22 protein-coding genes are annotated in these 26,831 nt (G+C 71.3%); 7 read left to right on the top strand and 15 right to left on the bottom strand.

What is annotated here, in order from left to right; translation table 11 throughout:
• Positions 1-29: 29 nt before the first annotated feature.
• Positions 30-1,070, bottom strand: coding sequence for a class II fructose-bisphosphatase (glpX, locus tag BR31_RS0111125; RefSeq protein WP_027501030.1), 1,041 nt, complete (start codon positions 1,068-1,070; stop codon positions 30-32).
• Between the two features lie 118 nt (positions 1,071-1,188).
• Complete coding sequence (locus BR31_RS0111120) at positions 1,189-2,466, bottom strand: hypothetical protein (RefSeq protein WP_027501029.1); 1,278 nt, start codon at positions 2,464-2,466, stop codon at positions 1,189-1,191.
• A gap of 100 nt (positions 2,467-2,566) precedes the next feature.
• On the opposite strand from BR31_RS0111120, the gene BR31_RS0111115 reads away from it, so the two are divergent.
• The gene (locus BR31_RS0111115) at positions 2,567-3,136 is read left to right on the top strand and encodes a DUF4245 domain-containing protein (protein ID WP_027501028.1); all 570 of its coding nucleotides are present in this window, start codon (positions 2,567-2,569) and stop codon (positions 3,134-3,136) included.
• Positions 3,137-3,161: 25 nt separating this feature from the next.
• On the opposite strand, the gene BR31_RS0111110 is transcribed toward BR31_RS0111115, so the two are convergent.
• Both BR31_RS0111110 and BR31_RS0111105 read right to left on the bottom strand, forming a co-directional pair.
• The gene (locus BR31_RS0111110; protein WP_027501027.1) at positions 3,162-3,803 is read right to left on the bottom strand and encodes a Dabb family protein; all 642 of its coding nucleotides are present in this window, start codon (positions 3,801-3,803) and stop codon (positions 3,162-3,164) included.
• Positions 3,796-4,143, bottom strand: coding sequence for a hypothetical protein (locus tag BR31_RS0111105; RefSeq protein WP_027501026.1), 348 nt, complete (start codon positions 4,141-4,143; stop codon positions 3,796-3,798). The genes BR31_RS0111110 and BR31_RS0111105 overlap by 8 nt, the downstream gene beginning before the upstream one ends.
• A gap of 176 nt (positions 4,144-4,319) precedes the next feature.
• Between BR31_RS0111105 and BR31_RS0111100 the strand changes: the two genes are divergently transcribed.
• A complete protein-coding gene (locus BR31_RS0111100; protein WP_027501025.1) occupies positions 4,320-5,939 on the top strand; it encodes an amidohydrolase in 1,620 nt (539 codons plus the stop codon).
• 13 nt (positions 5,940-5,952) lie between these two features.
• On the opposite strand, the gene BR31_RS28260 is transcribed toward BR31_RS0111100, so the two are convergent.
• Genes BR31_RS28260 through BR31_RS0111085 form a run of 3 tightly spaced genes read right to left on the bottom strand, consistent with a single transcriptional unit; the run spans position 5,953 to position 8,068 of the window.
• Positions 5,953-6,174, bottom strand: a complete 222-nt coding sequence (locus BR31_RS28260; RefSeq protein ID WP_037176321.1) for an exodeoxyribonuclease VII small subunit — start codon at positions 6,172-6,174, stop codon at positions 5,953-5,955.
• Positions 6,171-7,445, bottom strand: a complete 1,275-nt coding sequence (gene xseA, locus BR31_RS0111090) for an exodeoxyribonuclease VII large subunit (RefSeq protein ID WP_027501024.1) — start codon at positions 7,443-7,445, stop codon at positions 6,171-6,173. The genes BR31_RS28260 and xseA overlap by 4 nt, the downstream gene beginning before the upstream one ends.
• Positions 7,442-8,068, bottom strand: a complete 627-nt coding sequence (locus BR31_RS0111085) for a lipid droplet-associated protein (RefSeq protein WP_027501023.1) — start codon at positions 8,066-8,068, stop codon at positions 7,442-7,444. Before BR31_RS0111085 ends, xseA begins: the two co-directional genes overlap by 4 nt.
• 95 nt (positions 8,069-8,163) lie before the next feature.
• On the opposite strand from BR31_RS0111085, the gene BR31_RS0111080 reads away from it, so the two are divergent.
• Positions 8,164-9,177 carry a 4-hydroxy-3-methylbut-2-enyl diphosphate reductase gene (locus BR31_RS0111080; protein ID WP_027501022.1) on the top strand — a complete coding sequence of 338 codons (1,014 nt, stop codon included), beginning with the start codon at positions 8,164-8,166 and terminating at the stop codon, positions 9,175-9,177.
• A gap of 49 nt (positions 9,178-9,226) precedes the next feature.
• On the opposite strand, the gene BR31_RS0111075 is transcribed toward BR31_RS0111080, so the two are convergent.
• The gene (locus BR31_RS0111075) at positions 9,227-10,018 is read right to left on the bottom strand and encodes a DUF6542 domain-containing protein (protein WP_051637307.1); all 792 of its coding nucleotides are present in this window, start codon (positions 10,016-10,018) and stop codon (positions 9,227-9,229) included.
• Positions 10,019-10,107: 89 nt separating this feature from the next.
• A complete protein-coding gene (locus tag BR31_RS0111070; protein WP_037176317.1) occupies positions 10,108-11,277 on the bottom strand; it encodes a DNA recombination protein RmuC in 1,170 nt (389 codons plus the stop codon).
• Positions 11,278-11,387: 110 nt separating this feature from the next.
• Here BR31_RS0111070 and BR31_RS0111065 point away from each other — a divergent pair, with 110 nt between their 5' ends.
• Both BR31_RS0111065 and BR31_RS0111060 read left to right on the top strand, forming a co-directional pair.
• Positions 11,388-12,569: an exonuclease SbcCD subunit D gene (locus tag BR31_RS0111065; protein WP_027501019.1), complete on the top strand. Its 1,182-nt coding sequence runs from the start codon at positions 11,388-11,390 to the stop codon at positions 12,567-12,569.
• Positions 12,566-15,547 (top strand): AAA family ATPase, encoded by a 2,982-nt coding sequence (locus BR31_RS0111060; RefSeq protein ID WP_027501018.1) that lies wholly within the window; start codon positions 12,566-12,568, stop codon positions 15,545-15,547. The genes BR31_RS0111065 and BR31_RS0111060 overlap by 4 nt, the downstream gene beginning before the upstream one ends.
• A gap of 16 nt (positions 15,548-15,563) precedes the next feature.
• Here the strand turns inward: BR31_RS0111060 and BR31_RS28255 are convergent, their stop codons facing one another.
• The 6 genes from BR31_RS28255 to BR31_RS0111030 form a co-directional block, all read right to left on the bottom strand.
• A complete protein-coding gene (locus BR31_RS28255; protein WP_051637306.1) occupies positions 15,564-16,778 on the bottom strand; it encodes an AI-2E family transporter in 1,215 nt (404 codons plus the stop codon).
• Positions 16,779-16,796: 18 nt separating this feature from the next.
• Positions 16,797-17,291 (bottom strand): methylated-DNA--[protein]-cysteine S-methyltransferase, encoded by a 495-nt coding sequence (locus BR31_RS0111050; protein WP_197023598.1) that lies wholly within the window; start codon positions 17,289-17,291, stop codon positions 16,797-16,799.
• Positions 17,291-18,778: a DNA-3-methyladenine glycosylase 2 family protein gene (locus tag BR31_RS0111045; RefSeq protein WP_231496448.1), complete on the bottom strand. Its 1,488-nt coding sequence runs from the start codon at positions 18,776-18,778 to the stop codon at positions 17,291-17,293. Before BR31_RS0111045 ends, BR31_RS0111050 begins: the two co-directional genes overlap by 1 nt.
• A 125-nt stretch (positions 18,779-18,903) precedes the next feature.
• Positions 18,904-21,288, bottom strand: coding sequence for a cellulase family glycosylhydrolase (locus tag BR31_RS30580; protein WP_051637305.1), 2,385 nt, complete (start codon positions 21,286-21,288; stop codon positions 18,904-18,906).
• 165 nt (positions 21,289-21,453) lie between these two features.
• Complete coding sequence (locus BR31_RS0111035; RefSeq protein WP_027501014.1) at positions 21,454-21,645, bottom strand: YbdD/YjiX family protein; 192 nt, start codon at positions 21,643-21,645, stop codon at positions 21,454-21,456.
• Positions 21,645-23,945 carry a carbon starvation CstA family protein gene (locus BR31_RS0111030; protein ID WP_027501013.1) on the bottom strand — a complete coding sequence of 767 codons (2,301 nt, stop codon included), beginning with the start codon at positions 23,943-23,945 and terminating at the stop codon, positions 21,645-21,647. The genes BR31_RS0111035 and BR31_RS0111030 overlap by 1 nt, the downstream gene beginning before the upstream one ends.
• Before the next feature lie 200 nt (positions 23,946-24,145).
• On the opposite strand from BR31_RS0111030, the gene BR31_RS0111025 reads away from it, so the two are divergent.
• Together BR31_RS0111025 and BR31_RS28250 are read left to right on the top strand one after the other, a co-directional pair.
• Positions 24,146-25,426: a hypothetical protein gene (locus BR31_RS0111025; RefSeq protein WP_231496447.1), complete on the top strand. Its 1,281-nt coding sequence runs from the start codon at positions 24,146-24,148 to the stop codon at positions 25,424-25,426.
• The gene (locus BR31_RS28250) at positions 25,426-26,814 is read left to right on the top strand and encodes a lipase family protein (RefSeq protein WP_051637304.1); all 1,389 of its coding nucleotides are present in this window, start codon (positions 25,426-25,428) and stop codon (positions 26,812-26,814) included. Before BR31_RS0111025 ends, BR31_RS28250 begins: the two co-directional genes overlap by 1 nt.
• Positions 26,815-26,831: the final 17 nt, after the last annotated feature.

The raw sequence follows: 26,831 nt of genomic DNA, 5'->3' as shown, positions 1-26,831 counted from the left end.
ACCAAAAGGACTCACAGGCGCGGAGCGCCTCAGGGCATGGGGAACTGGGCGTCCGGGTCGCCGTCGAAGTCGACCGAGGAGTACTCGCGCAGCTTGGACAGGCGGTGGTAGGCGTCGATCATCCGGACGGTGCCGGACTTGCTACGCATGACGATCGACTGGGTGTGCGCGCCGCCGCCGCTGTAGCGGACGCCGCGCAGCAGGTCACCGTCGGTGACGCCGGTCGCGGTGAAGAAGACGTTCTCGCCGGAGACCAGGTCCTCGGTGAGCAGCACCCGATCCAGGTCGTGGCCCGCGTCGATGGCCTTCTGGCGCTCGGCGTCGTCGGTCGGGGCGAGCCGGCCCTGCAGTGCGCCACCCATGCAGCGCATGGCGGCCGCGGCGATGATGCCCTCGGGGGTGCCGCCGATGCCGATCAGCATGTCGGTGCCGGAGTCCGGGCGGGCCGCGGCGATGGCGCCCGCGACGTCGCCGTCGGAGATCAGCCGAATCCGGGCGCCGGTCGCGCGGACGTCGGAGATCAGCTGTGCGTGCCGCGGGCGATCCAGGATGCAGACGGTGACGTCGGAGACCGAGGACTTGCGGACCTTCGCGATGCGCTTGATGTTCTCGGCGACCGGCGCGGTGATGTCGATGACGTCGGCGGCGTCGGGGCCGACGGCGATCTTCTCCATGTAGAACACGGCGGACGGGTCGAACATGGCGCCGCGCTCGGCGACCGCGAGGACGGAGATCGCGTTCGGCATGCCCTTGGACATCAGCGTGGTGCCGTCGACGGGGTCGACCGCGAAGTCACAGTCAGGGCCGTCGCCGTTGCCGACCTCTTCGCCGTTGTAGAGCATGGGCGCCTCGTCCTTCTCGCCCTCGCCGATCACCACGACGCCGCGCATGGACACGCTGCTCACGAGCTGACGCATGGCGTCGACGGCGGCACCGTCGCCGCCCTCCTTGTCGCCCTTGCCGACCCAGCGGCCCGCGGCCAGCGCGCCCGCCTCGGTGACGCGGACCAGCTCCATCGCCAGGTTGCGGTCCGGCGCCTCGCGGCGACTCGATGGGGTGCTGGCCGTCATGTGCGGTGCCTCCTAGTGGCAGGCGCGTGCGGGCGCCGCCATAGATTCCGTCGGGGTGAGTCAGTCTTCGACTCGAGCGTGATTGTCTCATCACCGGTGGCCCGCTGATGAGGCTGGGCTACGGCTGCCGTTCGAGCGACCATCCCGTGCTCAGGTCGCGGAGCAGGTCGGGGGCGCGGTGCACCGCTCGCTGCTGGTCGGCGAACTGGCGGAACGGCTGGGCGAGCAGCGCGTCGGCCACCCCCGGTCGATCCTCGGCGAGGCGCCGGTACGCGACCGCGATGTCCCCGGCGATGTATTTCCAGCGCGGCCCGCGATCCGCCCAGTTGAAGTCGGGCAGCGGCGCCCGCAGCCGGTAGGTCGTGCCGCCTGCCTCGCCGGTGACCGACACCGGGGCGAACACCCCGGGGGCCTGCGATCCGGGGACCGACGGCTTCGCGGCGATGGTCGTCACATAGGTCAGGGCGCGGCCGACGCCACCGCGCGCCGTCGACGTGGCATCCCACTGGTCGGCGACCACCTGGTTCTGCTCCCGGTCGGCCATCCGGACCATGGCGTCGGCGTAGCCGGCCGGGGTGCCGGAGTAGATGCCGGCCCACGCGGCCCTCGCGTTGTCGTCGAGCAGGCCGGCCGCGTCGAGCTCGTCGACGGCGGTCCGGCCGCCGACGAGGTACGCCTCGTGCATCGGGACCATGTCGAAGAAGATGTGCTTCTGCATGATCAGCAGGCGCTTCTGGTACCAGTCCAGGTCCTGCGCGGTCACGCTCGGGCCGACGGTCGCCAGGACCCGGGCGTCCGGCGGCAGCAGCGCGGTTGCGGCCCCGGGTAGCGCGCCGGTGGCGGCGGCCACCGCGCCGCCGAGGCCGCGGACGGCGTCGACGCCGAGCGCGGCGCGGCCCATGTCGAGGTCCCAGAAGCCGCCGGTGAAGGACGCGCCCGCCATCCCCGCCATCCCGGCCCAGTACAGCTCGGCACGGGCACGCTGGTACCGGCCGTAGTTCTCGTACACCCGGTCCACCAGCGTCGCGTTGGCGGCGAGGCCGGTGTTCGGGTCCCAGGAGGCCAGGTCGATACCCGCAGCCCTGGCGCCACGGGCGAGCCAGTACTGGTGCAGCAGTGCGGAATAGCGGTCGGGGGCCGCGCCTGCCGCCCGGGCGTCGCCGAGCGCGTCGCCGAGGACGGCGGGGTCGGCGGGCAGCCGGGGGTCGAGCCCGCCCGCCTGCTCGGCCTTCGCGTTGGCAGGGGTGATGTCGAGCAGCGCGGCATAGCCGACGGGCTGGGCGAGCGCCGCCAGCGGCGCGGCCGTCGCGACGGCGGCGAGTCCGAGAGCGAGGACCACCCCGCGGATCGCGGCGGCGCGAATGGCCGGCGGGCGGATGCAGATCCTCGAACGCATGCCGGACATCTAACAACATATATTTGATTTGCGGAGGTGCTTTCGCCCGCCGGTGGGAACCGCCGGACCTCGGCCGATGCGCGGCTGGGATACTAGCTGTGTGGCCGAGAAGAAACCCCGGATTCTGCAGAACAACCGCGACATGATGTGGTCGATGATCCCGCTGGTTCTGATCTGCCTGATCATCGCGGGGATCGCGAGCCGCTGCGAGTTCAGCCCCGGCGGTCCCACCTCCGGGCCGGTGCCGCATTTCGACGTCGACGCCTCGCTCAAGTACGACGCAGGCGTGCTCGGGTTCCCGGTCCGCGACCCCGCCGTGCCCGAGGGCTGGCAGCCGAACTCCGGCAGCCGCGGCGTGGCGGGCAGCAACGGCGGCGGCGACGTGACCACCGTCGGCTACATCACCTCGAAGGGTCGCTACCTGCAGCTGAGCCAGAGCGAGGCGACCGAGGAGGCGCTGGTGCCCTGGGTCGCAGGCGACCTGCGGAGCCCGACAGGTGTCGCCCCGGTCCCGGGCGATCGGTGGGTGGAGTACGCCGAGGAGGGCAGCGAGCCGATCTGGGTGACCGATTTCGGCGACGTCCGCGTCCTCATCAAGGGCAGCGGCACGACGGAGGAGTTCACCGAGCTCGCCACGGCCGTCGACGCGGCCCAGCCGCTGACGCCCTGACCCGGGCCATCCGCCCGGTCCGCTGCTAGACGGCCGAACCGTCGAGCGCGCAGAAGCTGTGGCAGACCCGGTCGCGGATGATCACGTCCGGGCACTCCGGGTCGAACCATCGGTCGACATACGCCCAGTGCACGGGGTGCGCGAGGTAGGGGCCCATCAGTCCCTGCAGATCCGTGAACTCCTGTTCCCACACGTGCGTCCACGGCGAGGCGCCCTCCGCCCGCGACACCCGGCTGAGCTGCCAGGCGCGGATCGCCGGGACATGGCGGGGCATCCGGAGCAGCTCGGCCTCGAAGCGCTCCACCACGGTGTCCGCCGTGCCGGGATCCACCCGCAGCAACAGCGTCCGGTACACCCCGCCCTCGGCTCCGGCCTCGAGCCGTCCGCGCGGCTCGCCGCGGTACTCGACGCCGTCGACGTGCGCGACGACCGCGGGATCGAGGAGCGCATCGACGGCGGGCTCGGCTGCCCGCCACCGTTCCTCGGCGTCGAACTGGAGATGCGCGATCAGGTCGCCGCCATTGCGGACGCCGGGCAGGGTCGGCTGGATCAGCGTGCGGTGCGCGCCCGCCAGGTCCGCGGTGCGGCGCAGGCCCTCGGCCAGCCGCGCCCGCGCGCCGTCATCGATGTCGGGGCGGTGGTGAATGAGCTTGGTGATCTTAAACATCGGTCAACCCGTCCACGTCGTGTGCGGCGGAGGCCATCGTGCGGGTGCGCTCGAGCACCAGCTCGTCCATCCGCGTCCACCACTGCCCGAGGGTGGGGTCCGGGCGCCCCTGCCACGTCATCCGCCACCACCCCTCCGCCCCTGCGAGGGCCCAGGTGGCGGTGATCGTGTTGGACTCGTCGTCGAACCAGACCGGCGGGCTGACCAGCACGTGCTCGAGCGTCATGCCCCGCTCGCGGGCTCCTGGGGCGTACTCGGCGAGGTACGCGTCGACGAATTCTCGTGCGCGCCCGGGCTTGGTGACGACCCGGTCGATGACGTACACCTTTTCGCCTGCCATGGGCCGAGGCTAGGGATTCTCCGGTGACGGGGGCAGCGGGCGCTCCCGCTCATCGGGAGTTCGCTCAGCGGACGACCGGACCGAGCACACACATTGCGCCCAATTCGACAGGTTTCGCGCATCGACGCAGCAGACTGTGAGAGGAGTCCGGAAGTGTCAATTTCCCCGGAGGCGACATGGACCTGATCTTCACCAACGGAATCGTTGTCACGATGGATGGGGCGCTGCCCGTTGCCGAAGCGCTCGCGGTGCGGGACGGGCGGATCGCGGCGGTGGGGCAGGCGGAGGAGATCCTCGCGCTGCGGACCGCCGACACGGAGGTCGTCGATCTCGGCGGCCGGGCCCTGCTACCCGGGTTCGTGGAGGCACACGGCCACCCCACCATGGACATGACCCGCTACACGGACACCGTCGTCGACATCCGGCCGGTCATCGTTCCGGACGCGGACGGGGTGGTCGCCCTCATGCGGGAGACCTTGGCGACGACGCCCACGACCGTGCCGCTCATCTTCAGCGGACTCGACCCCTTGCTCCAATCCGGGTTCCCCGAGCCGACCAGGCCCTGGCTCGACGAACTCGCCTGCGAGCGGCCGGTTCTGGTGATGCACAACTCGGGGCACGTCGCCTGGGCGAACACGGCGGCGCTGCGCCTGTCGGGTCTGCCCGAGGACGCGCCGGATCCGACCGGCGCGCATTTCGAGCGTGACGCCGACGGGCACCTGACCGGCAAGGCGTACGAGGTCCCGGCGATCTTCGCCCTCGCGGGCCCCATGCAGGGCGGGGACGTCGACCCGGCGGCCTTGTGGCGTGCCGAGTTGCAGGGGCTGGCCGCGCGGGGCATCACCACGATCGCCGACCTCGCGTTCTCGCCCCACCACCTGCCGTTGATGCGCGAGCACTACGCGGGCGAGCATCCCATCGTTCGCCTGCGGACCTACGAGATGTCCACTGCCGAAATGCGTTCCGAGTCCTCGCCGCGCGACGGTGACGATGTGTTCCGTCAGATCGGCATCAAGCTGTGGGTCGACGGGTCGCCATGGGTGGGCAACATCGACACCTCGTTCCCGTACCTCAACACCGACGCCACGCTCAACGTGATCGGGCTGGACCGAGACCACCGGGGCCAGGCGAACTACACGGGTGAACAACTCGCGGCGATCGTCGGCGCGTACTTCCCGCTGGGTTGGCAGATGGCCTGCCACGTCCTCGGCGACCGCGGCGTCGACTCGATCCTCGAGGTGTACGAGACCGCGCTGACCGAGCACCCCCGCGAGGATCACCGGTTGCGGCTGGAACACTGCGGGGCGATGACCGCGGCCCAGTTCCGTCGCGCCGCAGAGCTGGGCGTGACCTGCAGCCTGCTCATCGACCACCTCTACTACTGGGGCGATGTGCTCGTCGACGGGCTGTTCGGTGAGGAGATCGGCTCGCACTGGATGCGCGCACGCTCGGCCATCGACGCGGGTGTCCGGATCTCCCTGCACAACGATTCGCCGGTCACACCGGTCGAGCCGCTGCGCAACATCTCCGTCGCGGCGACCAGGACCAGCCGCACCGGACGGGTGCTCGCACCGGAGGAGTGCATCACCGTCGAGGAGGCACTGCGCGCCCAGACGATCTGGCCCGCGAACCAGCTCTTCGCCGACGACATCATCGGGACGCTCGCCCCGGGCAAATACGCCGATCTGGTCGTGCTGTCCGCCGACCCCCGCGTCGGCGATCCCGCCGCGATCGCCGATCTCACGGTGGAGGCGACCTACCTGTCCGGCCGCATGACCTACTCGGCGAGCAGCTGAGGCCGGCTCCGCGCTACCGCGGATCGCCCTCGTCGTCGGCGTGCGAGAGCGCCTTCTCGACCCGTGCCCTCGCCCCGGCGAGGTGCTCCTCGCAGCGCTTGGCCAGCGCCTCGCCCCGCTCCCACAGCGCGAGGGAGTGGTCGAGGTCGAGGCCGCCCTGCTCGAGCATCTTGACCACGTCGGCCAGCTCGTCCCGCGCGGCCTCGTAGCCGAGCTCCGATACCGGTTGGCTCACTGTGCTTCTCCTGACTTGTCCTTACCCATGACGGCGGCGATGACCGCGCCGTCGGCGACCCGCACCCGCAACTGGGTGCCGGGCGGGGCGTCTTCCACCGAACGCAGCACCTCCGGGTCCGACCCGGGCACCACCTTCTGCACCACCGAGTACCCGCGGGCCAGCGTCGCCGCCGGTCCGAGGGTGGTCAGCCGGGCCGCGAGGTGCTCGACGACGGTGGCCTGACCGGCCACCAGCCGGCTGACGTCGCGCCTGCCCGCCTCACGGAGTCGGCCGATCTCCTCGGCCCGCCGGTCGACGGCGGCGAGCGGGTCGGCGAGCACCGGCCTGCTGCGCAGGTCGGCCAGCGACCGCGCCTCGCGCGCCACCCAGTTCCGCAGGGCGGCGGCGCCGCGCGCCCGGAACTCGGCGACGAGGGCCTGCTCGGCGACTGCGTCGGGGACCACCCGCTTGGCGGCATCGGTCGGCGTCGCGGCGCGGACGTCGGCGACGTGATCGCACAGCGGGTTGTCCGGTTCGTGGCCGATCGCGCTGACCACTGGGGTCGTGCACGCGGCGATCGCACGGCACAGGGTCTCGTCGGAGAACGGCAGCAGGTCCTCGACGCTGCCGCCACCGCGGGCGAGGACGATCACCTCCACCGCCGGGTTCGAGTCGAGCTCGGCCAGCGCCGCGACGATCTGCGCGGTTGCCGTCGGCCCCTGCACCGCGGTGTTCCGGATCTCGAACTGGACCGCGGGCCAACGGTTTCCGGCGACGCTGAGCACGTCACGCTCGGCGGCACTGGCCCGCCCGGTGATCAGGCCGACGGTGCGCGGGAGGAACGGCAGCGGCCGCTTGAGCCGCGGATCGAACAAGCCCTCGGCCGCGAGGAGCGCACGCAGCCGCTCGATCCGGGCGAGCAGCTCGCCGATCCCGACCGCCCGGATCTCGGTGACGCGCAGGGACACCGTTCCCCGACCCGTGTAGAAGGACAGCTTGCCGAACATCACGACCCGGCTGCCCTCGGTCAGCGGCACCGGGGAATCGCGGATCAGCGCGGGGGAGCAGGTCACCGACAGCGACATGTCCACGGAGGCGTCGCGCAGCACCAGGAACGCGGTGCGGGTGCCGGGACGGACGTTGATCTGGGTGATCTGGCCCTCGACCCAGATGCTGCCGAGGCGGTCGATCCACTGGGAGACCTTGGTCGCGACGGATCGCACCGGCCACGGGTGCTCGGGCGAGTTCGAGGTCGACGCGCCCGCCTGGCTCGGCTGGACGGAGCTCACTTGGCCTTGGCGCTGGTGATCCGGTTACCGAGCATGGTCTGGAACGGGGCGCGGGCACGGGCGGCGTTCTCGTAGGCCAGCAGGGTATCGAGCTCCTCGACCGACAGCGTCCGCAGCCGCGCCCGGAGCTGGGCGAGCGTCAGGTTGTCGTAGTCGAGGTACTCGGCGATCTCGGGCCGCTTCGGCGCCGGCTCGGACTGCCGGGACGCGGGCGTGCCGTTGGTGGACTTCTTCGCGGCCGAGGTCTCGGGTGCGGTGGTGGCAGGCGTCGCCGCGGGCGCGTCCGGCTCGGACTCCGGCTGCATCGAGTACAGCGCGAACCGGCCCTGGTTCGCGGGCTTGGCCGCCTCCCCGTCACCGCCCGACGGCGCGGGCGCGGCGTCCTCGTCGAAGACCGCCCACTCCGGCTGCTCCTCGTCCTGATGGAACAACATCGAGAACGCCTGATCGCCCTTGATCGCCAGTGCCGTCATGGACTGCTGGACGCGCATCGTCGTCTGCAGCATGTGGCTGATGGTGGTCATGGGGAGCGCGACCGCGGTGTTCGGCAGCTTCTGCACCTCTTCGACAACCGTGACGGCGATCCCGGCAGCGACCCGCGCAGCGAAAGGGGGACGAATCATGGCCCTAAGACTGCCTGACGAATGCCCCTTTTGGTAGCCGGGCGCGCGGTGTGCCTGATCGGGCACCCCGTCACGGCTGCCCGTACCCTGGTGTCATGTCTTCCGCAGTCCCCCTGAACCTGGGCATCGCCCGTTCCAGCGCCCCTGCTCCGGGCGGCTCCGGCAAGCGCGTCCTGCTCGCCGAGCCGCGTGGATACTGCGCGGGCGTCGACCGCGCCGTCGAGACGGTCGAGCGGGCCCTCGAGAAGCACGGCGCGCCGATCTACGTGCGCAAGGAGATCGTGCACAACCGGCACGTGGTCGAGACGCTGTCGGACCGCGGCGTCGTCTTCGTCGACGAGACCGACGAGGTTCCGGAGGGCTCGCTGCTGGTGTTCTCCGCCCACGGGGTGTCCCCGGCCGTGCACGAGTCGGCGGCCGAGCGCAACCTCAAGACCATCGACGCGACCTGTCCGCTGGTGACGAAGGTGCACCAGGAGGCCAAGCGCTTCGCGCGGGACGACTTCGACATCCTGCTGATCGGGCACGAGGGCCACGAGGAGGTCGAGGGCACCGCGGGTGAGGCTCCTGATCACGTACAGCTGGTGGACGGACCCGAGTCGGTCGATGCCATCACCGTGCGTGACGAGTCGAAGGTGATCTGGCTGTCGCAGACCACGCTCAGCGTCGACGAGACGATGGCGACGGTGTCCCGGCTCCGCGAGAAGTTCCCGCTGCTGCAGGACCCCCCGAGCGACGACATCTGCTACGCCACCCAGAACCGGCAGGTCGCGGTGAAGGCCATGGCCCCCGAGTGCGATCTGGTGATCGTGGTCGGGTCGCGGAACTCGTCGAATTCGGTGCGTCTGGTCGAGGTTGCCCTCGGCGCGGGCGCGGGGGCGAGCTACCTGGTGGACTACGCACGCGAGATCGACACCGCGTGGCTCGACGGTGTCAGCACCGTCGGCGTCACCTCGGGTGCCTCGGTGCCGGAGATCCTGGTCAGCGGCGTGATCGAGCTCCTCGCCGAGCACGGATTCCACGACGTGCAGCCGGTGACCACCGCCAACGAGACTCTCGTCTTCTCGCTGCCGCGCGAGCTGCGCAAGCCGAGCAACACCGGTTCCTAGCGCGGGCTGAGACGCCCGGTCCGGCCCGCACGGGGTCGGACCGCTGGGGTCAGTACCTGCCGCGCGGCTGATCGTGAGCCGAGTCCCCCCGGTCCCGGTACCGCACCTGCGGGATCGGGTGCACGGGGGTGTACGGGTCGGCGGCGCCGCGCGGGGGCTGCACCCGTGCTGTCGCCGGGCTCGGTGCGCGTTCCGGCCTGCGGCCGGGATTTCCCGGCGCGGGCGGCGGGGGGACCGGACGACGCTGGGCCTGGGTCGGTGCCGGGTCCCGGTAGACCGCGCGCCCCTGCTGCGTCTGCGGAGCCCCCTGCTGGCGCGGTGCCGGTGCGGTGCGCTGGGCCCCCGTGCGCGGCTGGTCGCTCCGCCGCGCCGCCTGTTGCGGCCTGGTCGCGGGGCGATCGGTGCCGCGGGTGGCGCCTCCGTCCGCGGACCTGCTCTTGCTCCTCGAGCGGGCGGGGGTGCGGGCAGGGGTGCGGACCGCCTGCTGGCCGAGGTAGAGCCGGACCCCGCCGATGATGAGCACGGCGAGGGTGGTGGTCAGCATCAGCGGAAAGCGGTTGACCAGCGGAATCGCCACGTTGAACATCAGATCCTTGAGCCCGCCCTTGGATCCCGTGGAGAAGAACTGATACGCCAGCGGCACGGCCGCGAACAGGATCAGCGGCGGCTGGACCATCGCGGCGAACAGGCCGCGGCTGCGGACCGCGAGGACCGCGCCGACGCAGCCGAGAAAGTAGAAGACGGAGAACGCGGATGTCAGTTCGCTGCCACGGACAGCGTCAATGGCGAATCCAACGAAGGTCGCCGCCACCGCGATGAGAACGGCGGCCGCCGCGGGCACGCCGGGCACAGTTGGGAGAACAGACCGCATCTCGAGCGGCACCCCAGAGCGAGCACGTTGGGTTGCAGACACCCTTAGACATTAGCCGTTCACGATCCGATCGCCTCGTTGGCGCGACCATTAGTGGGCAAGTTCTCGGCCAGACCGACCGCCCTCGGCCACGAGTCGATCCGCCCGATCTCGGCGACCTCGCCGTCCCCGACCTCCAGTTCGTGGAGCTTGCGAGCGGTCACGATGACCCGCGACTCCATGGAGGCGGCCGTCAGATTGAACGAGTCGACGGCCTTGCCCAGCTGGGAACCGAGCCGGTCCAGGTGGCTGCCGACCACCCCGAGCCGGGTGTACAGCTCGCGGCCGAGGCGGTGGATGGTCGCGGCCTCGCGGGAGAGCGTCTCCTGCCGCCAGGTGTGTGCGATGGTGCGCAGCAGCGCGACGAGGGTGGTCGGGGTCGCCAGGATCACGTTCTTCGCGAAGGCGTGCTCGAGCAGCTCGGCGTCGGCGGTGAGCGCGGCGTCGAGGAACGGGTCACCGGGGACGAACAGCACCACGAACTCCGGGCTCGGATCGAACGAGGCCCAGTAGGCCTTGGCCGAGAGCTGGTCGACATGCGTGCGCAGCTGTCGGGCGTGCCGGGTGAGGTGGCCGTTCCTGATGCGGGGATCCTCCGCCTGCGCGGCGTCCAGGTACGCGGCGAGGGGAACCTTGGCGTCGACCACGATCTGCTTGCCGCCTGCCAGCCGGACCAGCAGGTCCGGCCGGACTCCCTCGCCACTGACCTGGGTGTCGAAGTCGCAGTGCTTGACCATCCCCGCCAGCTCGACCACCCGCTCGAGCTGGATCTCGCCCCAGCGGCCACGGATCTGCGGGGCGCGCAGCGCGGTGACGAGCTGGCCGGTCTGTGTGGTCAGCAGCTGCGAGGCGCGATGCATGCCCGCGACCTGTTCGGACAGCCCGGCGTACGCGTGCACCCGGCTGCGTTCGACCTGCTGGACCTGGTGCGCGAGCGCGTCGACCGCATCGTGCAGCGGGCCGACCAGGTGGGAGACCTGTTCGCCGACCGCGCCCGACGTGCGGCGGGCCGAGTCCTCGTTCACCGCGGCGAGGGACTGTCGCAGCGTCTTCTCGTTCTCCCGCAGCGCCGCGAGCTGGGCCTCCGCCCGCGCCGCGTGCTGGCCGGACCGGGAGGAATGCCAGAGCCAGCCGACGGCGATGCCGAGGCCGAGCGCGACGAGCAGTCCGAGTGCGGTGACGGGGTCCATGGGGCAGATGGTGCACGAGGGCACCGACAAGCTCCGGCGCGGAGCGCGGTTCGTGTCCGTGCCCGGCGCGCGTCATCGATCGTGTCGGCGCCGTGATCTACGGTCGGCGCATGCGAATCCTGCACACCTCCGATTGGCACATCGGGCGCACCTTCCACGGCGTGGACCTGCTCGCCGACCAGGCGAGCGCGCTCGAAGCCATCGCGGCCCTCGTCGCTGAGAACGAGGTGGACGTGGTCGTCGTCCCCGGCGACGTGTACGACCGCGCGATTCCCAGTGCGGACGCGGTGACGGTGTGCAACAACGGTTTCGAGGCGATCCGCGCGGCGGGAGCGGTGATCGTCGCCACGTCCGGCAATCACGACTCCCCGGCTCGGCTCGGCGCGGGATCGGCCTTCTCGGCCGCGGGCGGACTGCACCTGATGACGCGGGTCTCCGAGGTGGACCGCCCGGTGCTGCTCGGGGACGAGCACGGCGAGGTCGCCTTCTACGGCCTGCCCTACCTCGAACCCGAGACCACAAGGGCGGAACTCGGCGTGCCGACCGCGCGCTCGCACGCCGAGATCCTGGACGCGGCGATGGCGCGCGTCCGTGCGGACCTCGGGGCCCGCGCCGTCGACGGCACCCGGCCGCGTGCGGTGCTGCTCGCGCACGCCTTCGTCGTCGGGGCCGAGGCGACCGGCTCGGAACGGTCCATCTCGGTCGGCGGCGTCGAGACCGTCTCGGCCTCCGCGTTCGACGGGGTCGACTATGTCGCGCTCGGACACCTGCACTCGCCGCAGACCCTCACCGACCGGGTGCGTTACTCCGGGTCGCCGCTGCCGTACTCGTTCGGCGAGCGGACCCACCGCAAGGCGGTCTGGATCGCGGACCTGGACGCCGCCGGCCTCGCGGAGGTGCGCCGCGTCGACCTGCCGGTGGTGCGCGGGCTGAGCCAGCTGACCGGGACCGTGGACGAACTGCTCGACGACGAGCGGTTCACCGCGGACGAGGACAACTACGTCTCGGCGATCCTCACCGATCCGGTCCGGCCGCAGGACGCGATGCGAACGCTGCAGACCAGGTTCCCGCACATGGTGCACCTCGAATGGCAGCGACCCGAGGGGAGCGCGCACCTGCACTACGGGGAGCGTGTTCGCGGGCGCAGCGATCTGCAGATCGCCACCAGCTTCCTCACCGACATGCGCGGCGAGCCGACGGCGAGCGAGCTGCGCCTGGTCGAGCGCGCGCTGAGCGCCGCGGTCCGCGAGAACGAGCTCGGCGAACCGGCGGCCCTGGAAGAGATCGCGTGAGACTTCACAGCCTGGAGGTCTCGGCGTTCGGGCCGTTCGGCGACACCGCGACGGTGGACTTCGACGCCCTCGGCGCGGACGGCCTGTTCCTGCTGCACGGCCAGACCGGTGCGGGCAAGACCACGATCCTCGACGCGGTGGCCTTCGCGCTGTACGGCACGGTCCCGGGGGCCAGGCAGCAGGGCAAGCGGCTGCTCTCGGACCACGCCGGCGCTGGTTCGGTGCCGAAGGTGGTGCTGGAGGCGACCATCGGCGGCCGCCGGCTCCGCCTGACCCGCAGTCCCGAATACGAACGGGCCAAACTCCGTGGCACCGGCACCACCAAGGAGAACGCCAAGGCGACGCTCACCTGGCTGGACGGGCAGGGCCAGAACCTGACCCGTCTCGACGAGATCGGCGAGGAGATCGGTCGGCTGCTCGGCATGAGTGCGGACCAGTTCTTCCAGGTCGTGCTGCTCCCGCAGGGGGAGTTCGCGCGATTCCTGCGCGCGGACACCGACGAGCGGGGCGACCTGCTGGAGCGGCTGTTCGACACCACCAGGTTCGGCACGGTCGAGGACTGGTTCGCCGAACGCAGGCGTGAGAGCGCCGCGACGATGGAGTCCGGACGCAAGTCCGTGGACCTGATGCTCGCCCGCGTCTCCACGGCGGCCGGCATCGAGGCGGGCGCCGACGCCGATCCGCTGACATGGGCGCACAAGCTGCGGGCCGACGCGGAGGAGGCCAGGGACACCGCCACCGCGGAACTCGTCGCGGCGAGGGCGGCCGCGGCGCGGGCCACCGCCACGCTCACCGAGGCGACGCGGATCCGGGGTCTGCAGCAGCGTGCCGCCAGGGCCGAGGCCGAGCTGCGCACGCACGCCGAGGCCGCGGACGAGAGGGCAGCGCAGACCGAGGAACTCGCCAGGGCGGTGCGGGCGGCGCCCATCGCCGAGCTCCGTGTGGAGGCCACCTCGGCGGCGGAAACCGCTGCGCGGGAATCGAAGCTGATGGGCACCCTGGCCGAGGGCGTCGGCGCGATCGACGAGGGCAGGGCGCTGCTGGCGCGGCTGTCCTGGCCCGAGGCCGCCGAGGATCGCGGCGTCATCGCCGCGACGATCCGAGGCTGGACCGACGAGGTCGCGCGACTCGACGACCTGATCGCCGAGTCGCTTGTCGCCGACGCGCTGCAGGAGACCGTGGACCGGCACGGCGAGCGTCGCCGCGAGCTCGCTTCCGCCGCAGAGGAACTCGAGCTCCGACGGACGGCGCTGCCCGAACAGCTGCGCGCCGCCGAGGACGACCTCGCCGCCGCGCGGCAGGCCGTCGCGGCACTGCCCGCGCTCGACGAGGCACGGGGCAGGGCGGCCGACACGCAGGGCGCCGCCGTCGCCCTCGCGCAGCAGCGGCTGCTCCGGGCGGACGCCGCGGGCCGGCTGTCGGCGGCGCGGGGCCGACACCAGGACGCGCGCGGCGAGCTGCTCGACCTCCGCGAACGCCGCCTCGCGGGCATGGCGGCAGAGCTCGCGGCCGGGCTCGCCGACGGCGAGCCGTGCGTGGTGTGCGGCTCGGCGCAGCACCCGAACCCGGCCGAGCCGTCGGAGGCCGTCGTGACCAGGGCCGACGAGGACGCGGCCCGAGTGGCCGAGCAGCGACTCGCGCAGGAGGTCGATGCCGCGTCCGAACGCCTCGCGAAGGTCGATCAGGCCATCGAGGTGCTGCTCGAGCGGGGCGGTGACCGTGATCCAGACCAGCTCGCGGCGGAGCTGTCGGCGGCCACCGAGGCGCACGCGGACGCGCACGCGTTGGCAGCGCGCGAGCCCGCGCTCGCCGATCGCCTGTCCGGTCTGCGCGCCGAACAGGAAGGCCTGCAGGAACGTTCACGCGTCGCCACCGCAGAACTCGCGACCCTCGACGAGCGGATCGCGGGGGCGGTGCACCAGCTGGAGACCATCCGGACGCGGATCGCGGAGGCCTCGGGCGTGGACGAGAGTCCGCAGGCGCGTCGCGACCGGCTCGATGCGCTCGCGGCAGCGGTGTCGCGACTGCGGGACCTGCGTGCGCAGGTCACCGCCGCGCAGGAGACCGCGGAGGCGTTGTCCGCGAAGGTAGTCCGGTCCGCGACCGAGGCCGGGTTCGACTCGGTGGACGAGGCGGTCGCGGCCACAAGGGACGAGCGCCGGGTGGCGGCTGTCGAGGCCGCACTCGCGCAGGCACGGGACCAGCGGGTGCGGGCCGAATCGGTCCTGGCGGAGGCGGAGGTGGCCGCCGTCGCCGGGATGGACGCCGTCGACCCGTCGGTCGCCGAGGCCGAGGTCGAGCGCGCGAACGCGGTGGTGAACTCGGCCATTGCCGTCGCGTCGGAGGCCGACCGCAGGCTGGCGGACCTCGAACGGCTGGTCGCCCAGCTGGCGAAGGAGGTCGGGGCACTGGCCCCGATGCAGCAGCGCCACGCGGAACTGGCGGGCCTGGCGGAGGTGATCGCCGGGCGCGGACAGAATGCCCGCAAGATGTCGCTGCGGTCCTATGTGCTCGCCGCCAGGCTCGAGGAGGTCGCGATCGCCGCCTCCACCAGGCTGCGCCGAATGTCCGGTGGCCGTTACGAGTTCGTGCACGCGGACGGCGCCGGGCCACGCGGCAAGCGCGGCGGGCTCGGCCTGGACATCCGCGACGACTACACCGGGGTGGTGCGCTCGGCGAAGACCCTCTCGGGCGGGGAGTCGTTCCTGGCGTCGTTGTCGCTCGCGCTTGGCCTCGCCGACGTCGTCGCCGCGGAGTCGGGCGGGCTGGTGCTCGACACCATGTTCATCGACGAGGGGTTCGGCACCCTGGACGCGGAGACCCTGGAGTCGGTGATGGGCGTTCTCGACGAACTCCGCGCGGGCGGCCGGGTGGTCGGCATCGTGAGCCACGTCGACGAGATGCGTCAGCGGATCCCCAGCCGGCTGCACGTGATCCGTGGTCGGGCGGGGTCGAGCGTGGAGGTCGTCGCGGGCTGACGCCGACGACGGACGGTCAGTCGGCCGTGGCGAGGCCGGTGTCCACGGACTCCGTGGTCGCCTCGGGCGGCGCCGACGCCTCCTCCGACGCGGTGCCTGCGCCCTCCTCGAGCTTGAGGTCCACCTGCTCGCCGATGTACCGGATCACCACCGCGGCCACCGCGGCCACCGGGACCGCGAGGAACGCGCCGATGATGCCGAACAGCGAGCCGCCGACGGTCACGGCCAGCAGCACGATCACCGCGTGCAGCTTCATCGTGCGGCTCTGCAGCACCGGCTGGAGCACATTTCCCTCGAGTTGCTGCACCGCGATGACGATGATCAGGATGATCAGGGCGGTGGTCCAGCCCTTCGCGACCAGTGCGACGAGTACCGCGAGGGCACCGGCCACGAACGCGCCGACGATCGGGATGAAACCGCCGATGAAGGTGAGCACGGCGAGCACCGGGGCCAGTGGCACCCCGAGCACCACCAGGCCGAGGCCGATGAAGAACGCGTCGACGAAGCTGACCAGCGCCTGGGTCCGGATGAATCCGCCGAGGGTGTCCCAGATCCGGATGGACACCGCCTCGAAGTGGCGCCCGGCGCGGCCGCCGGTCACCCCGTGCAGCCACGGGATGAACCGGGGACCGTCCTTGATGAAGAAGAACGAGAGCACCAGCACCAGCACCAGCGTCACCAGCGCCGAGCCCGCGGCGCTGACCCCGCTGAAGACGCCGCTGGCGATGGCCTGCGCGCTGGCCTGCAGCTTGTGGATGACCGCCTGGACGGCGGAGTCGATCTGGTCGTCCTGCAGGTTGATCGGCGGGCCCTTGATCCAGTCCTGTACCTGGGTGATGCCCTGGCTGGCCTTGTTCGCCAGTTCCGGTGACTGGTCGACGACCGACGGCACGATGAGCGCCACGATGCCTGCCAGGACCGCGAGGAAGGCGGCGATGGTGATACCGGCCGCCGCGGCCTGAGGCACGCCGCGAGCGGCCATCGCCCGAGTCGGCGGCCACAGCACGGTGGAGACCACGATGGCCAGCAGCACGGGGAGCACACCCACCCAGAGGTAGCCGAGGATGTTCCACACCACCCAGCCCCCGGCGGCGATGAGCACGAGGCACAGGGCCCACTTGGCGAGCCACATCCCGCCGAGGCCGAGTATCTCGCCGCGGTCTCGGAATCGCCGGGTCCCGGTCGTCGAGGTGCTGGGCTGATCGCTCACGATGGTCCTTCCTGGTGGCATCGAAGGACGAATCTACCGTCAGCGCTCCTCGTGGCCGAGTAGCCAGCGTTTGGCGGGCAGTCCCCAGCGGAACCCCCCGAGCGATCCGTCGGTCCGGAGCACGCGGTGGCAGGGCACGAACAGCGCGGCCGCATTGCGGGCGCAGGCCGACGCCGCGCCGCGTACCGCGGCGGGGCGTCCCGAGCGGCCGGCGAACTCGGTGTAGGTGATCTTCTCGCCCGCGGGCACGGTGCGCAGCACATCCCAGGCATGCACCAGGAATTCGCCCGACTGCTGCCGGACGGCGATCGAATCGATGCTGGCCAGGTCGCCGCGGTGGTAGTCGGCGACGGCTCGGGTGACGGCGCCGAGGTCGCAGAGGCGGGTGAGTCCGGTCGGGCGCAGGCTCGGGTGGATCAGCGCGCGCAGCTCCTCGGGGTCGTCCGTCCACCCCGATGCCAGGACCGCGCCGTCGCCGTCGACGAGGGCGGTGAACGGGCCTATCGGGGTCGTGATGGTGGCGTGCTGGGCGATCATTTCTTATCCTCCGTATCGGGGGTCGATGTGAGACTGAGCGCACCGCGCGCGGCAAGTGCGGTGCGCCACAAGTGCATTGATGCGTAGGAGCGCCAGGGTGTCCAGCGCGAGGAGTCGGCCAGGTCGGCGCCCATCGCCTGCGCGCCCTGGCGGACGACGAGGTCCGTGTCGAGCAGCACGTCGGGGTCCGCGAGGGTGCGCATCACCACGTAGTCGGCCGTCCATGGTCCGATGCCCTTGTACGACAACAGATCCGCGCGCAGATCCTCCGCGGTCCGGCCGGCGTGCAGGGTCAGGGCGCCGGTGGCGAGTGCCTCGGCGACCCCGATGACGGCGTCGATTCGCCGGGCGGGACCGGTGAGCACCTCGCGGCCGCGTGCGGCGATCGTGTCGGTGCCGGGGAAGCTGTGGGTCAGGTGCGGGTCGACGACCGGGGCGCCGAGCGCGGCCACCAGCCGGGCGGTCTGGGTGGACGCCGCGGCCAGCGAGATCTGTTGCCCGATCATCGTGCGCAACAGGAGTTCGTCCGCGTCGATGCTGCCGGGCACCCGGATGCCGGGGGCCGCGCGGACACCCGTCGCCAGCGCGGGATCGGCCGCGAGGGCGCCGTCCACCGCCTCGGGGTCCGCGTCCAGGTCAAGGAGATGTCGGAGCCGGGCGACGGCGGGCGCGAGGTCGCGCATGTCGCGCAGCGTGAGCTCCGCCCGCACATAGTCGGGCAGGACGCGCAGTGCGACCACCCCGCAGCCGCGGGGGAGCCGGAGCGTTCGGCGGTACTCGCCGTCCGACCAGCGCTCCATGCCCGCGACGGCGTGCCCAGAGAGGAACCAGTTCAGCCAGCCCGCGTCGAGTGGTTTCCGGAAGGGCAGTCGCAGCGACACCGTGCCCTTCGCGGGCGGGGCGTCGGCGCGTTTGGTGGCCTCGGTGCGCATCGTCGAGGGGGTCACCGCGAACACCTCGCGGACCGTGTCGTTGAACTGCCGGATGCTCGAGAACCCGGCGGCGAACGCGATGTCCGACATCGACATCGCCGTGGTCTGGATCAGCAGCCGGGCCGTGTGTGCGCGGTGCGCCCTGGCGAGGGCGAGCGGTCCTGCGCCGAGTTCCGCCGTCAGCGCCCTGGTGAGGTGCCGCGACGAGTACCCGAGCGAGGCGGACAGCGATTCCACCCCGCCGCGTTCGACGGCCCCGTCGGAGATCAGCCGCATGGCGCGGGCGGCGAGATCCGAGCGCACGTTCCACAGCGGTGAGCCGGGGGCGGCGTCGGGCAGGCACCGCCGGCAGGCGCGGTACCCGGCCTGCTGGGCGGCCGCCGCGGTCGGCAGGAAGCTGACGTTGCCCGGCTTCGGCGTGATCGCCGGGCACGAGGGCCTGCAGTAGATGCCCGTGGTCCGCACCGCGGTGATGAACTGCCCGTCGAAGCGGGCGTCGCGGGAGGACACGGCGCGGTAGCAGCGGTCGAAGTCGAGATGCGGTGCGGTCACAGTCACCACTGTGGCAGCGCGCCCGCGGCCGCGCTAGCGGAAATCGGACATCACCGTCGGGTGCCGAGTGTGCACCTGCTGTCGCATCGCCCGAGGGCAAGCGCCAGCAGGTGCACACTCGACGGTCAGGCGCCGGTGCGGACCTCGTAGTCCCCGGTGGCGCACCCGGTCATCAGCGAGCCCTCGCCGAGCGGGGTGAACGTGATGTCCTCGATCCCGACCGTGTCGACGGCCGAGGCGCCCGCGTCGACGCGGCGCGGGAACCAGACCTCGAGTCGGCAGCTGCCGTCGCCCGCCGTGCCGGTCAGGTCCAGCCGGTCACCCTCGCCCGCCAGGTGCGTGATCCGCCCGGGTGAGAATCGTGGGTAGGCGCGGGTGAGCTGGTCGAGCAGCGCGGTGTTGCGCGGGGCGTCCTCCCCGGTGCTGCACAGCACCGGCATCAGTCCGTTGCCGAGTTCCTGGATGCCGTTCTGCGGGTCCCCGCAGGCCTGCTTCCACACCCAGTAGGCGCCGCCCTGGACGTGCGCGTCCTCCTCCTTCGCGTACCGGGCGGCATTCTCGGCGATGCCGTCGCCCCAGTAACCCCACTCGCCACTCCACACCGGGACGCCGTACTTGGCGGCCACCCGGTCGGCGAGGGTGAAGCCCCGCTCGATGCTGACGATCGTCGGCAGGCCGAGCGAGGCGTCCATGGTGATGGACTCGGCGTACAGGTGTGGGGCGAACACGATGTTGCGGTCGTCGGTGAAGCCGGCCGGCGGGCCGCTGTCGAAGCCGAGGCCGGACCAGAGGATGCTCGGCTCGAAGAACACGATCTGCTCGGCGCCCGCGGCGCGGATGGCGTCGATCGTCCGGTCGTAGAAGCGGCCGAGCAGCAGCGACGAGGTGAGCGGCGCGGACTCGCCGAAGTTCGGCTCGTTCAGCAGGTCGTACCCGGCGACGGTGGGCTCGTCCTTGAACTCGCCCGCGAGCATCGCCCAGGCCTGGACCAGGTGCTCCTGCACGTCGTCGGTGTCGTAGTAGAAGTTGTTGAACGCGCGGCCGCCGGCGGGCGAGATGTCGCGGCCGGTGAACTGGCAGCGCGGCGCACCGTCGGTGATCGTGGCCCACTCCGGCGCACCGTCGTAGCCCCACATGGGTGAGGTGCCGGGCCTGCAGCTGACGTCGTCCGGTGACGGGGCGTTCGACCAGCCGTCCTGGTGCATGTCGAGCACGGTGTAGAGGCCGTGCGCCTTGGCCTGCGCGACGGCGACCCGGATCTGGTCGACATAGGCCTCGTCGTAGCGGCCGCGTTCCGGCTCGAGGGCCGACCAGGACAACGCGAGCCGGACCACGTTGAACCCGTGGTCGGCGATGCCCGCGAAGTCCTGCTCGGTCAGCGGCAGGGTCGAGGGGACCTCGGGTCGCGGCGCGTAGAAGTCGACGAGCTGGTTGACGTTGACGCCCCGCAGCAGAACCTCGCGGCCCGCCGCGTCGGCGATGACCTCGCCCGAGACACGAAGGGGCAGAAGGGTTCCCGCCTCGGCGGATGCGAGGGGCGCGGGCGATGCGGGCTGCGCGTCGGGGCGGACCAGGAACGGGACGGTCACTGCGACGACGGCCAGCCCCACCGCGCCGGCCCGCAGGGCCGGGCGAGGGATCGGCGATGGCTGGGTGGCCTGCCGCCGTGACCAGACGGCCGCGAGCCCGACGATCCAACCCGTGCAGGCGCCGTAGGCAACGCCGTCCGCGAGCCGGATGTACCCGGCCATCAGCGGCCAGAGGTCACCCGCGAAGCCGTCGTCGGAGAACATTCCGACGATCGACGCGGCGAGGGCGAGCAGCGCGCCCGCGCCCATCGCCGCGAACCATCCGGCGAGGAAGGTGGCGGCGGTCCCGCCCGCCACCCGGCGACCGAGCGCCCGCTGGCAGCCGATGGCACCGAGGACGAGCACGACGATCCCGCCGACGGTGGCGACCGCTCCGTTGAGGACGTTGGGCGCGGGCATCCACCGGTCGTAGGGGGCGCCCGCCCACCACTGTCCAGCCAGGAGCGGGGCGATGGCGCCGAAGAGCAGCGCGCCTGCCCACACCGACGGCGCCTCGTCCGGTGCGTCCGCGATGTCGCGGCGGCGGCCCGCGAACGCGACGACGCCCGCGACGATCAGTCCCGCCGGAATCGCCTTGGCGAGGGCGAATCCGCTGCCCCACGCCGCGGTCCCGAGGTCACCCACCGCCACCAAGGACATCGCGAACTTCGCCAGCAGCACGGCGAGCACAACGGAAGCGGTGGTGGCGGCGAACAGCCGGCGGGATCCGGCGATCGACCGCACCGCCCACCACGTGACGCCGAGCAGCACCGGCAGGTAGACGACGAACGGCGCGATCTGCCATGGCGCCCGGATCGGCCACAGGTCGGCGCCGGTCCAGCCGAGCAGGCTCAGCAGGCCGCTCGGATCCGCGGCCGCCTGGACGATGACCAGCAGACCAAGGGCGAGGGTCGCGATCCAGGCAAGGCGTTTCGAAGACATCCGACACATTCCGTTCACTGAGGGAGACCCTCGGATCCTAGGTGTCGCCGCTTCCGCTCGCGCCCGGAACTGGACGATTGTCCGAATCGCGGGACCGGCCGCCGCCGAGCGTGCACCTGCGGTCGCGTCGGCCCGGGACGCGCACCGACAACTGCACGCTCGGCGTCAGCAGCAGCGGGCGCCGGGGTTGCGGTCGGAGTCCGCGAACCGGCCGCGCCAGTACTCGCGTTCGGTCGGCACGGGGGTGCCGGGATGCGCGAGCCGGTGGTGCGCGGCGAACCGTTCGTAGTCGTGATCACCCATCACCGAGGTGATCCACCACCTGGCCCCGCGCAGCGCGCGGACGAGTCGATCCATCAATGACCCCCGACCGTGTGCGCCGCGCCAGGGGCGCGGACCTTGCCCTCGGCGATCAGCTGGTCCCACTCGTGCTGCACGGCGCGCTCGGCCGGGGTCGGGATGAACCCGGCCGGGCCGAACAGTTTCGACGGCACCGGCGGTACCTCGGTGTCGGGCAGCCCGCCCGCCCGGTAGGCCTTGACGCACACATACAGCCCGACCGCCGCCACGATCAGCACCAGCACCGCGAACACGATCGAGAGGGTGCCCTGGATGAAGGTGTTGCGGATGACCGCATCCATCGCCTCCGGCGTCTTCGCGGTCCCGAACGAGGTCTTGCCCGCGTCCTTCGCGTCCTGGAAAGCGTTGTGCTGCGCCCAGTACCCGATCGCGGGGATGTCGGAGAAGATCTTCTGCCATGAGGCCGTCATGGTGACGGTCAGATCCCACAGCAGCGGCAGCGCCGGGATCCATGCCCACTTGAACAGCCCCTTCTTCATGACCACGACCAGCACCACGGTCAGCGCGATCGCGGCGAGCAACTGGTTGGCGATGCCGAACAGCGGGAACAGCGTGTTGATTCCGCCGAGCGGGTCGGTGACGCCCATCAGCAGCACGCCGCCCCACAGGCCGACCACTGCCAGCGAGCAGATCCAGGCGCCGGGCCGCCACGACGGGTCCTTGAACTTGCGGGCGGCGCCGCCGAAGTTGCCGAGCGAGTCCGAGAGCATGAACCGGGCGACGCGGGTGCCCGCGTCCACCGTGGTGAGGATGAATAGCGCCTCGAACATGATCGCGAAGTGGTACCAGAACGACTTGAGGCTCTCGCCGCCGATGAACTGGTGCATCACCTCCGACATGCCGAAGGCCAGCGTCGGGGCGCCGCCGGTGCGCGAGACGATCGACTCCTCGCCGACCGCCTCGGCGGCCTGGTTCAGCTGCTCGGTCGTGATGTCGGCGCCGGGCAGGCCGAGCCCGTTGAGGTACGCCGGTGCGCTCTCCGCGGTGCCGCCGGTCAGCGCGGCGGGCGCGTTGAGCGCGAAATACAGGTGCTGATCGAGGATGCACGCGGTGATCAGCGCCATGATCGCGACGAACGACTCGGTGAGCATGCCGCCGTAGCCGATCATCCGGGTCTGCCGCTCCTTCTCCAGCAGCTTCGGGGTGGTCCCGGAGGCGATGAGGGCGTGGAAACCGGACAGCGCGCCGCAGGCGATGGTGATGAACAGGAACGGGAACAACGCACCCGCGAACGCCGGGCCCTCGCCGTTCTTCGCGAACTCGGTCATGGCCGGCATCTGGATCGCAGGCTGGGCCACCAGGATCCCGGCGGCGAGCAGCGCGATGGTGCCGATCTTCATGAACGTGGACAGGTAGTCGCGCGGCGCGAGCAGCAGCCACACCGGAAGCACCGAGGCCGCGAACCCGTAGGCGATCATCAGCCACGCGAGGGTGACCTTCGAGAGGGTGAACCAGTCGGCGCCCCAACCGGTTTCGGCGACCCAGCCGCCGGAGACGATGGCGAGCAGGAGCAGGGCGACGCCGATCAGGGAGACCTCGGAGACCTTGCCTGGGCGGAGGAAGCGCAGGTACACGCCCATGAACAACGCGATCGGGATGGTCATCGCGATGGAGAACACACCCCACGGGCTCTCCGCGAGTGCGTTGACGACCACAAGCGCGAGCACCGCGATGATGATGATCATGATGACGAAGACGCCGATCAGCGCCGCGACGCCGCCGACGGCGCCGAGCTCCTCGCGGGCCATCTGACCGAGGCTGCGGCCGCGCCGCTTGGAGGAGATCCACAGCACCAGGAAGTCCTGGACCGCGCCCGCGAACACGACGCCGATGATGATCCACATGGTGCCCGGTAGGTAGCCCATCTGGGCCGCCAGCACGGGGCCGACCAGGGGACCGGCCCCGGCGATCGCGGCGAAGTGGTGTCCGAAGAGCACCCGCCGGTCCGTCGGCATGTAGTCCTTGCCGTTCTCGAGGACCTCGGCCGGGGTGGCGCGGTCGTCACGCGGCTTGACGATCTTGCTCTCGACGAGCCGGGCGTAGAAGCGGTAGGCGATCAGGTAGGTACAGACCGCGGCGATGACGAACCAGACCGAGCTGATCTGCTCGCCCCGCACGATGGCGATCATCGACCACGCGACCGCGCCGAGCACGCCGATGGCCGCGAAGACGGCCTTCTTCGCGGGGGTGATCGGGGTCTTGTCGATGATGCCGACAGGGGGCAGGTCCGGATCGGTGCGCAGGTACTCGATGTACTGGTCGGAAGGGGGCGTGCCGGGGGTGGTGGCAGTCGCCATGTGTGACCTCCTCATGGGTGCGGGGGTGTGGCGTCCATCACCCTATGTCGCCGAAATGGCACGTGCCGGGGTTGTCGACCAGCGGTCGGCTGCATGCGGTGAGCGCAGGAACAGGTCCGCCGAAAGTGCCCGAAGCCTCGGGAAACGTGAACTAGTCTCGGAAAACCTTCTTCGCGGTATGTTCCGACTCCGGGGGGCCCATGAGTGCTCGCATCACCCGCGCGCCGTCGCGGTCTTCCGTGCTCCGGAGGTGCCTGCCCGCGCTGGCCGCCGTCGTGCTGGGCCTGGCGGTGGCGGGGCCGAGCACGCCCGCCGCCGCGTCCGAGGCGGACCCCTACCTGAACCTGCCGCTGGTCAACCGCGACGCCGCGCACGGACCCGGCGGGGTGAACCCGTCGCTGCCGACCGATCGTGGCGTGCTCGCGCGGTTGCTCGACCAGGCCAGGGCGTCCGGCGCGGCGCCGACCTCGTATGCGGCGTTGCTGGACCAGTACTGGCTCGCCGAGGTCACCGCCGAGGCAGGCATCGACCTGGCCGGGTGGGACCCCCGCACCGGTGTGCAGGCGAACAGGGAGAACCTGATCCGGTCGTACCGGTACTACGAGCACCTGCAGCTCTCCCATCCCGAGTTGCAGTGGGCGGGCATGGCAGGCCAGGTCGGCGCCGACTTCGGCGGCGGGCTCATCGATTTCGAGCTGATCACCAACGTCTACGACCTCCCGCAGCTGCAGCAGACCACGCGCGCCATCGTCGCGACGGCGACCGAGGTGGCGGGACCGCAGATCGTCGACCGGCTCCCGAAGGGGTTGCGCGCGTTGGCCGGTGCCGGGGCCACGGTCACCGGCGACGACCTGCACTACATCCTGGGCATGATCCTGGTGATGCAGAAGAACATCTTCTCGGACCTGATGCCGATGCACCGGGCGTACGTCATCGGGGGACTGCCCGCCCTCGAGGAGATGCGCGCGGCTGGGCTGTTCGGGCAGGACGTGATGGACGCGTGGCGCGACATCGCCTCGGCGGACGCGGACGGGATCGCCCGGGGCAACGTGGCGCTGCTGCGCCGCGAACAGGGCGTGATCATCAGGGATCAGTGGGACGCCGTGCGGGCCTACAAGGGCGACGTCGGCGAGGCCGTCACCTATCTGTCCACGGTCGCCGGGGCGCCCTCGGTCGCAGGTGTGCTGCCGCCGCGTTCGTTTCATCCCATCGAGATCACGACCACCCTGCCCGACGGCAGGACGACCACCCTGACCATGCCGCTGCCGAACTGGAACTGGTCCGTCTACGAACAGCGGTGGGACTACATCACCACCCAGTTGCTGCCCAGGTACAAGGGGACGGTCGAATACGACTGGCCGCGGCTCGAGGCGGAGCTCCGCACCCCGTACGAGATCCAGATCGAGAGCCATCGGCCGCTGATGAACGTTCCGCAGATCCTGCAATCGGCCCTCCAGAACACGAAAGTGACGGTGTCCTGATGGCGACCGATCCGCGCCACCATCGCCCCAGCACCGGCCGGGCGCGCTCGGGCTTGGCCGCCGCCGCGGCCGTGGGCCTCGCGATCCTGTCGCCGGGTGTCGGTGCGGCACAAGCACCAGCACCCCCGCCGCCCGTAGCGGTCGACACACCGGCACTGCAGGGTGAGGTGTTCAACGAATTCGTCGAGGGCGCGTTCGAGGGTGGGGAGTTCGGCACCAGGAGCGAGATCCTCGGCGCGCTGCGGCCGAACGATCCGTTCTACGCCGAGCCGGCGCTCACCGGCACCGAGAAGCCGGGCACCCTCCTCAAGGCCAAGCGCGTCGACGTGATGTTCACCGGCTTCAGGCCGGCCAACCTCGAGGCGTACAAGATCATGTACGTCACGACGGGGAACGACGGGGTGACCCCGACGATCAGCACGGGGATCGTGATGATCCCCGTCGACGGCGAACCCGCTTCGGAGAAGAAGGTCATCGGGTACCAGGAGGCCAACGACAGCGTCGGCGCCAACTGTCACCCCAGCACCCAGTGGACGGGCGGTGATCCGCTCGACGGAGCGTCGTGGTCCGCGCTCGGCCCGCTGGCGCTGATGTTCGGCAAGGGGTACGCCGTGGTGATCTCCGATGTCGGCAACGACGCCGACCCAGATCCGCACGGCGTCTTCGCGGCGAAGTTCGCCGGCCACGCCCAGCTCGACGCGCTGCGCGCGGCCACCTCTGGCGGCGCGACGGGGCTCGGCCCGCAGGCCCCCATCGCACTGTTCGGTGTCGCGGGCGGCGGCGTCGGAGCGGCCTCCGCGGCGGAGATGCAGGCGGGCTACGCGCCCGAGCTGAACGTCAAATCCACTGTCCTCGAGGGCATGGTGATCGATCAGCGGAACTTCATGCGGACCGCGGACGGCTCGGTCGGGTCGGGGTTCGCCTTCGCGACCCTGCTCGGACTCGAGCCCTGGTACCCGGAGATGCGGATCGACGACAAGCTCAACCCGGTCGGCAGGGCGCTGGCCGACGAGTACCGTGTCCAGTGCCAGATGCCGTCCTACTTCACGGCGCCGTTCGTGCCGCTCCGGCTGCTGTTCAGCAGCGGCCAGAGTCCCGCGGACATCCCCGAGTTCCAGCACGTCTACGACGACAACCGGCTCGGCGGCCAGGCGCCGAGGTCCAAGGTGCTGATCTCCTCGTGCAGCAAGGACGATTCGCCCATGTCCCTTGTACCCGCACAGGATTCGCGTGATCTCGCGGCCCGCTACCAGGCGGGCGGTACCGACGTCACCTACGCGCCGAGCGACTGCGACGTGAAGCGGTTGTTCGCCGACCCGTATGGGTGGGGGACCGACCTGTTCGGCATGCAGACCATCGACTGGATCGAGCGGAACTTCGCGGATTGACGCCGCGGCGCGGCCGC

The organism is Rhodococcus sp. UNC363MFTsu5.1, from assembly GCF_000686785.1.
Lineage (GTDB): Bacteria > Actinomycetota > Actinomycetes > Mycobacteriales > Mycobacteriaceae > Rhodococcus_G > Rhodococcus_G maanshanensis.
This window is presented reverse-complemented; position numbering and strand designations above follow the sequence as displayed.

Coding starts and splice junctions, on each gene's coding strand:
- glpX (WP_027501030.1), bottom strand. CDS start 1,070: ATGACGGCCAGCACCCCATCGAGTCGCCGCGAGGCGCCGGACCGCAAC.
- BR31_RS0111120 (WP_027501029.1), bottom strand. CDS start 2,466: ATGCGTTCGAGGATCTGCATCCGCCCGCCGGCCATTCGCGCCGCCGCG.
- BR31_RS0111110 (WP_027501027.1), bottom strand. CDS start 3,803: ATGTTTAAGATCACCAAGCTCATTCACCACCGCCCCGACATCGATGAC.
- BR31_RS0111105 (WP_027501026.1), bottom strand. CDS start 4,143: ATGGCAGGCGAAAAGGTGTACGTCATCGACCGGGTCGTCACCAAGCCC.
- BR31_RS0111100 (WP_027501025.1), top strand. CDS start 4,320: ATGGACCTGATCTTCACCAACGGAATCGTTGTCACGATGGATGGGGCG.
- BR31_RS0111085 (WP_027501023.1), bottom strand. CDS start 8,068: ATGATTCGTCCCCCTTTCGCTGCGCGGGTCGCTGCCGGGATCGCCGTC.
- BR31_RS0111080 (WP_027501022.1), top strand. CDS start 8,164: ATGTCTTCCGCAGTCCCCCTGAACCTGGGCATCGCCCGTTCCAGCGCC.
- BR31_RS0111070 (WP_037176317.1), bottom strand. CDS start 11,277: ATGGACCCCGTCACCGCACTCGGACTGCTCGTCGCGCTCGGCCTCGGC.
- BR31_RS0111065 (WP_027501019.1), top strand. CDS start 11,388: ATGCGAATCCTGCACACCTCCGATTGGCACATCGGGCGCACCTTCCAC.
- BR31_RS28255 (WP_051637306.1), bottom strand. CDS start 16,778: ATGCCACCAGGAAGGACCATCGTGAGCGATCAGCCCAGCACCTCGACG.
- BR31_RS30580 (WP_051637305.1), bottom strand. CDS start 21,288: ATGTCTTCGAAACGCCTTGCCTGGATCGCGACCCTCGCCCTTGGTCTG.
- BR31_RS0111035 (WP_027501014.1), bottom strand. CDS start 21,645: ATGGATCGACTCGTCCGCGCGCTGCGCGGGGCCAGGTGGTGGATCACC.
- BR31_RS0111030 (WP_027501013.1), bottom strand. CDS start 23,945: ATGGCGACTGCCACCACCCCCGGCACGCCCCCTTCCGACCAGTACATC.
- BR31_RS0111025 (WP_231496447.1), top strand. CDS start 24,146: ATGAGTGCTCGCATCACCCGCGCGCCGTCGCGGTCTTCCGTGCTCCGG.
- BR31_RS28250 (WP_051637304.1), top strand. CDS start 25,426: ATGGCGACCGATCCGCGCCACCATCGCCCCAGCACCGGCCGGGCGCGC.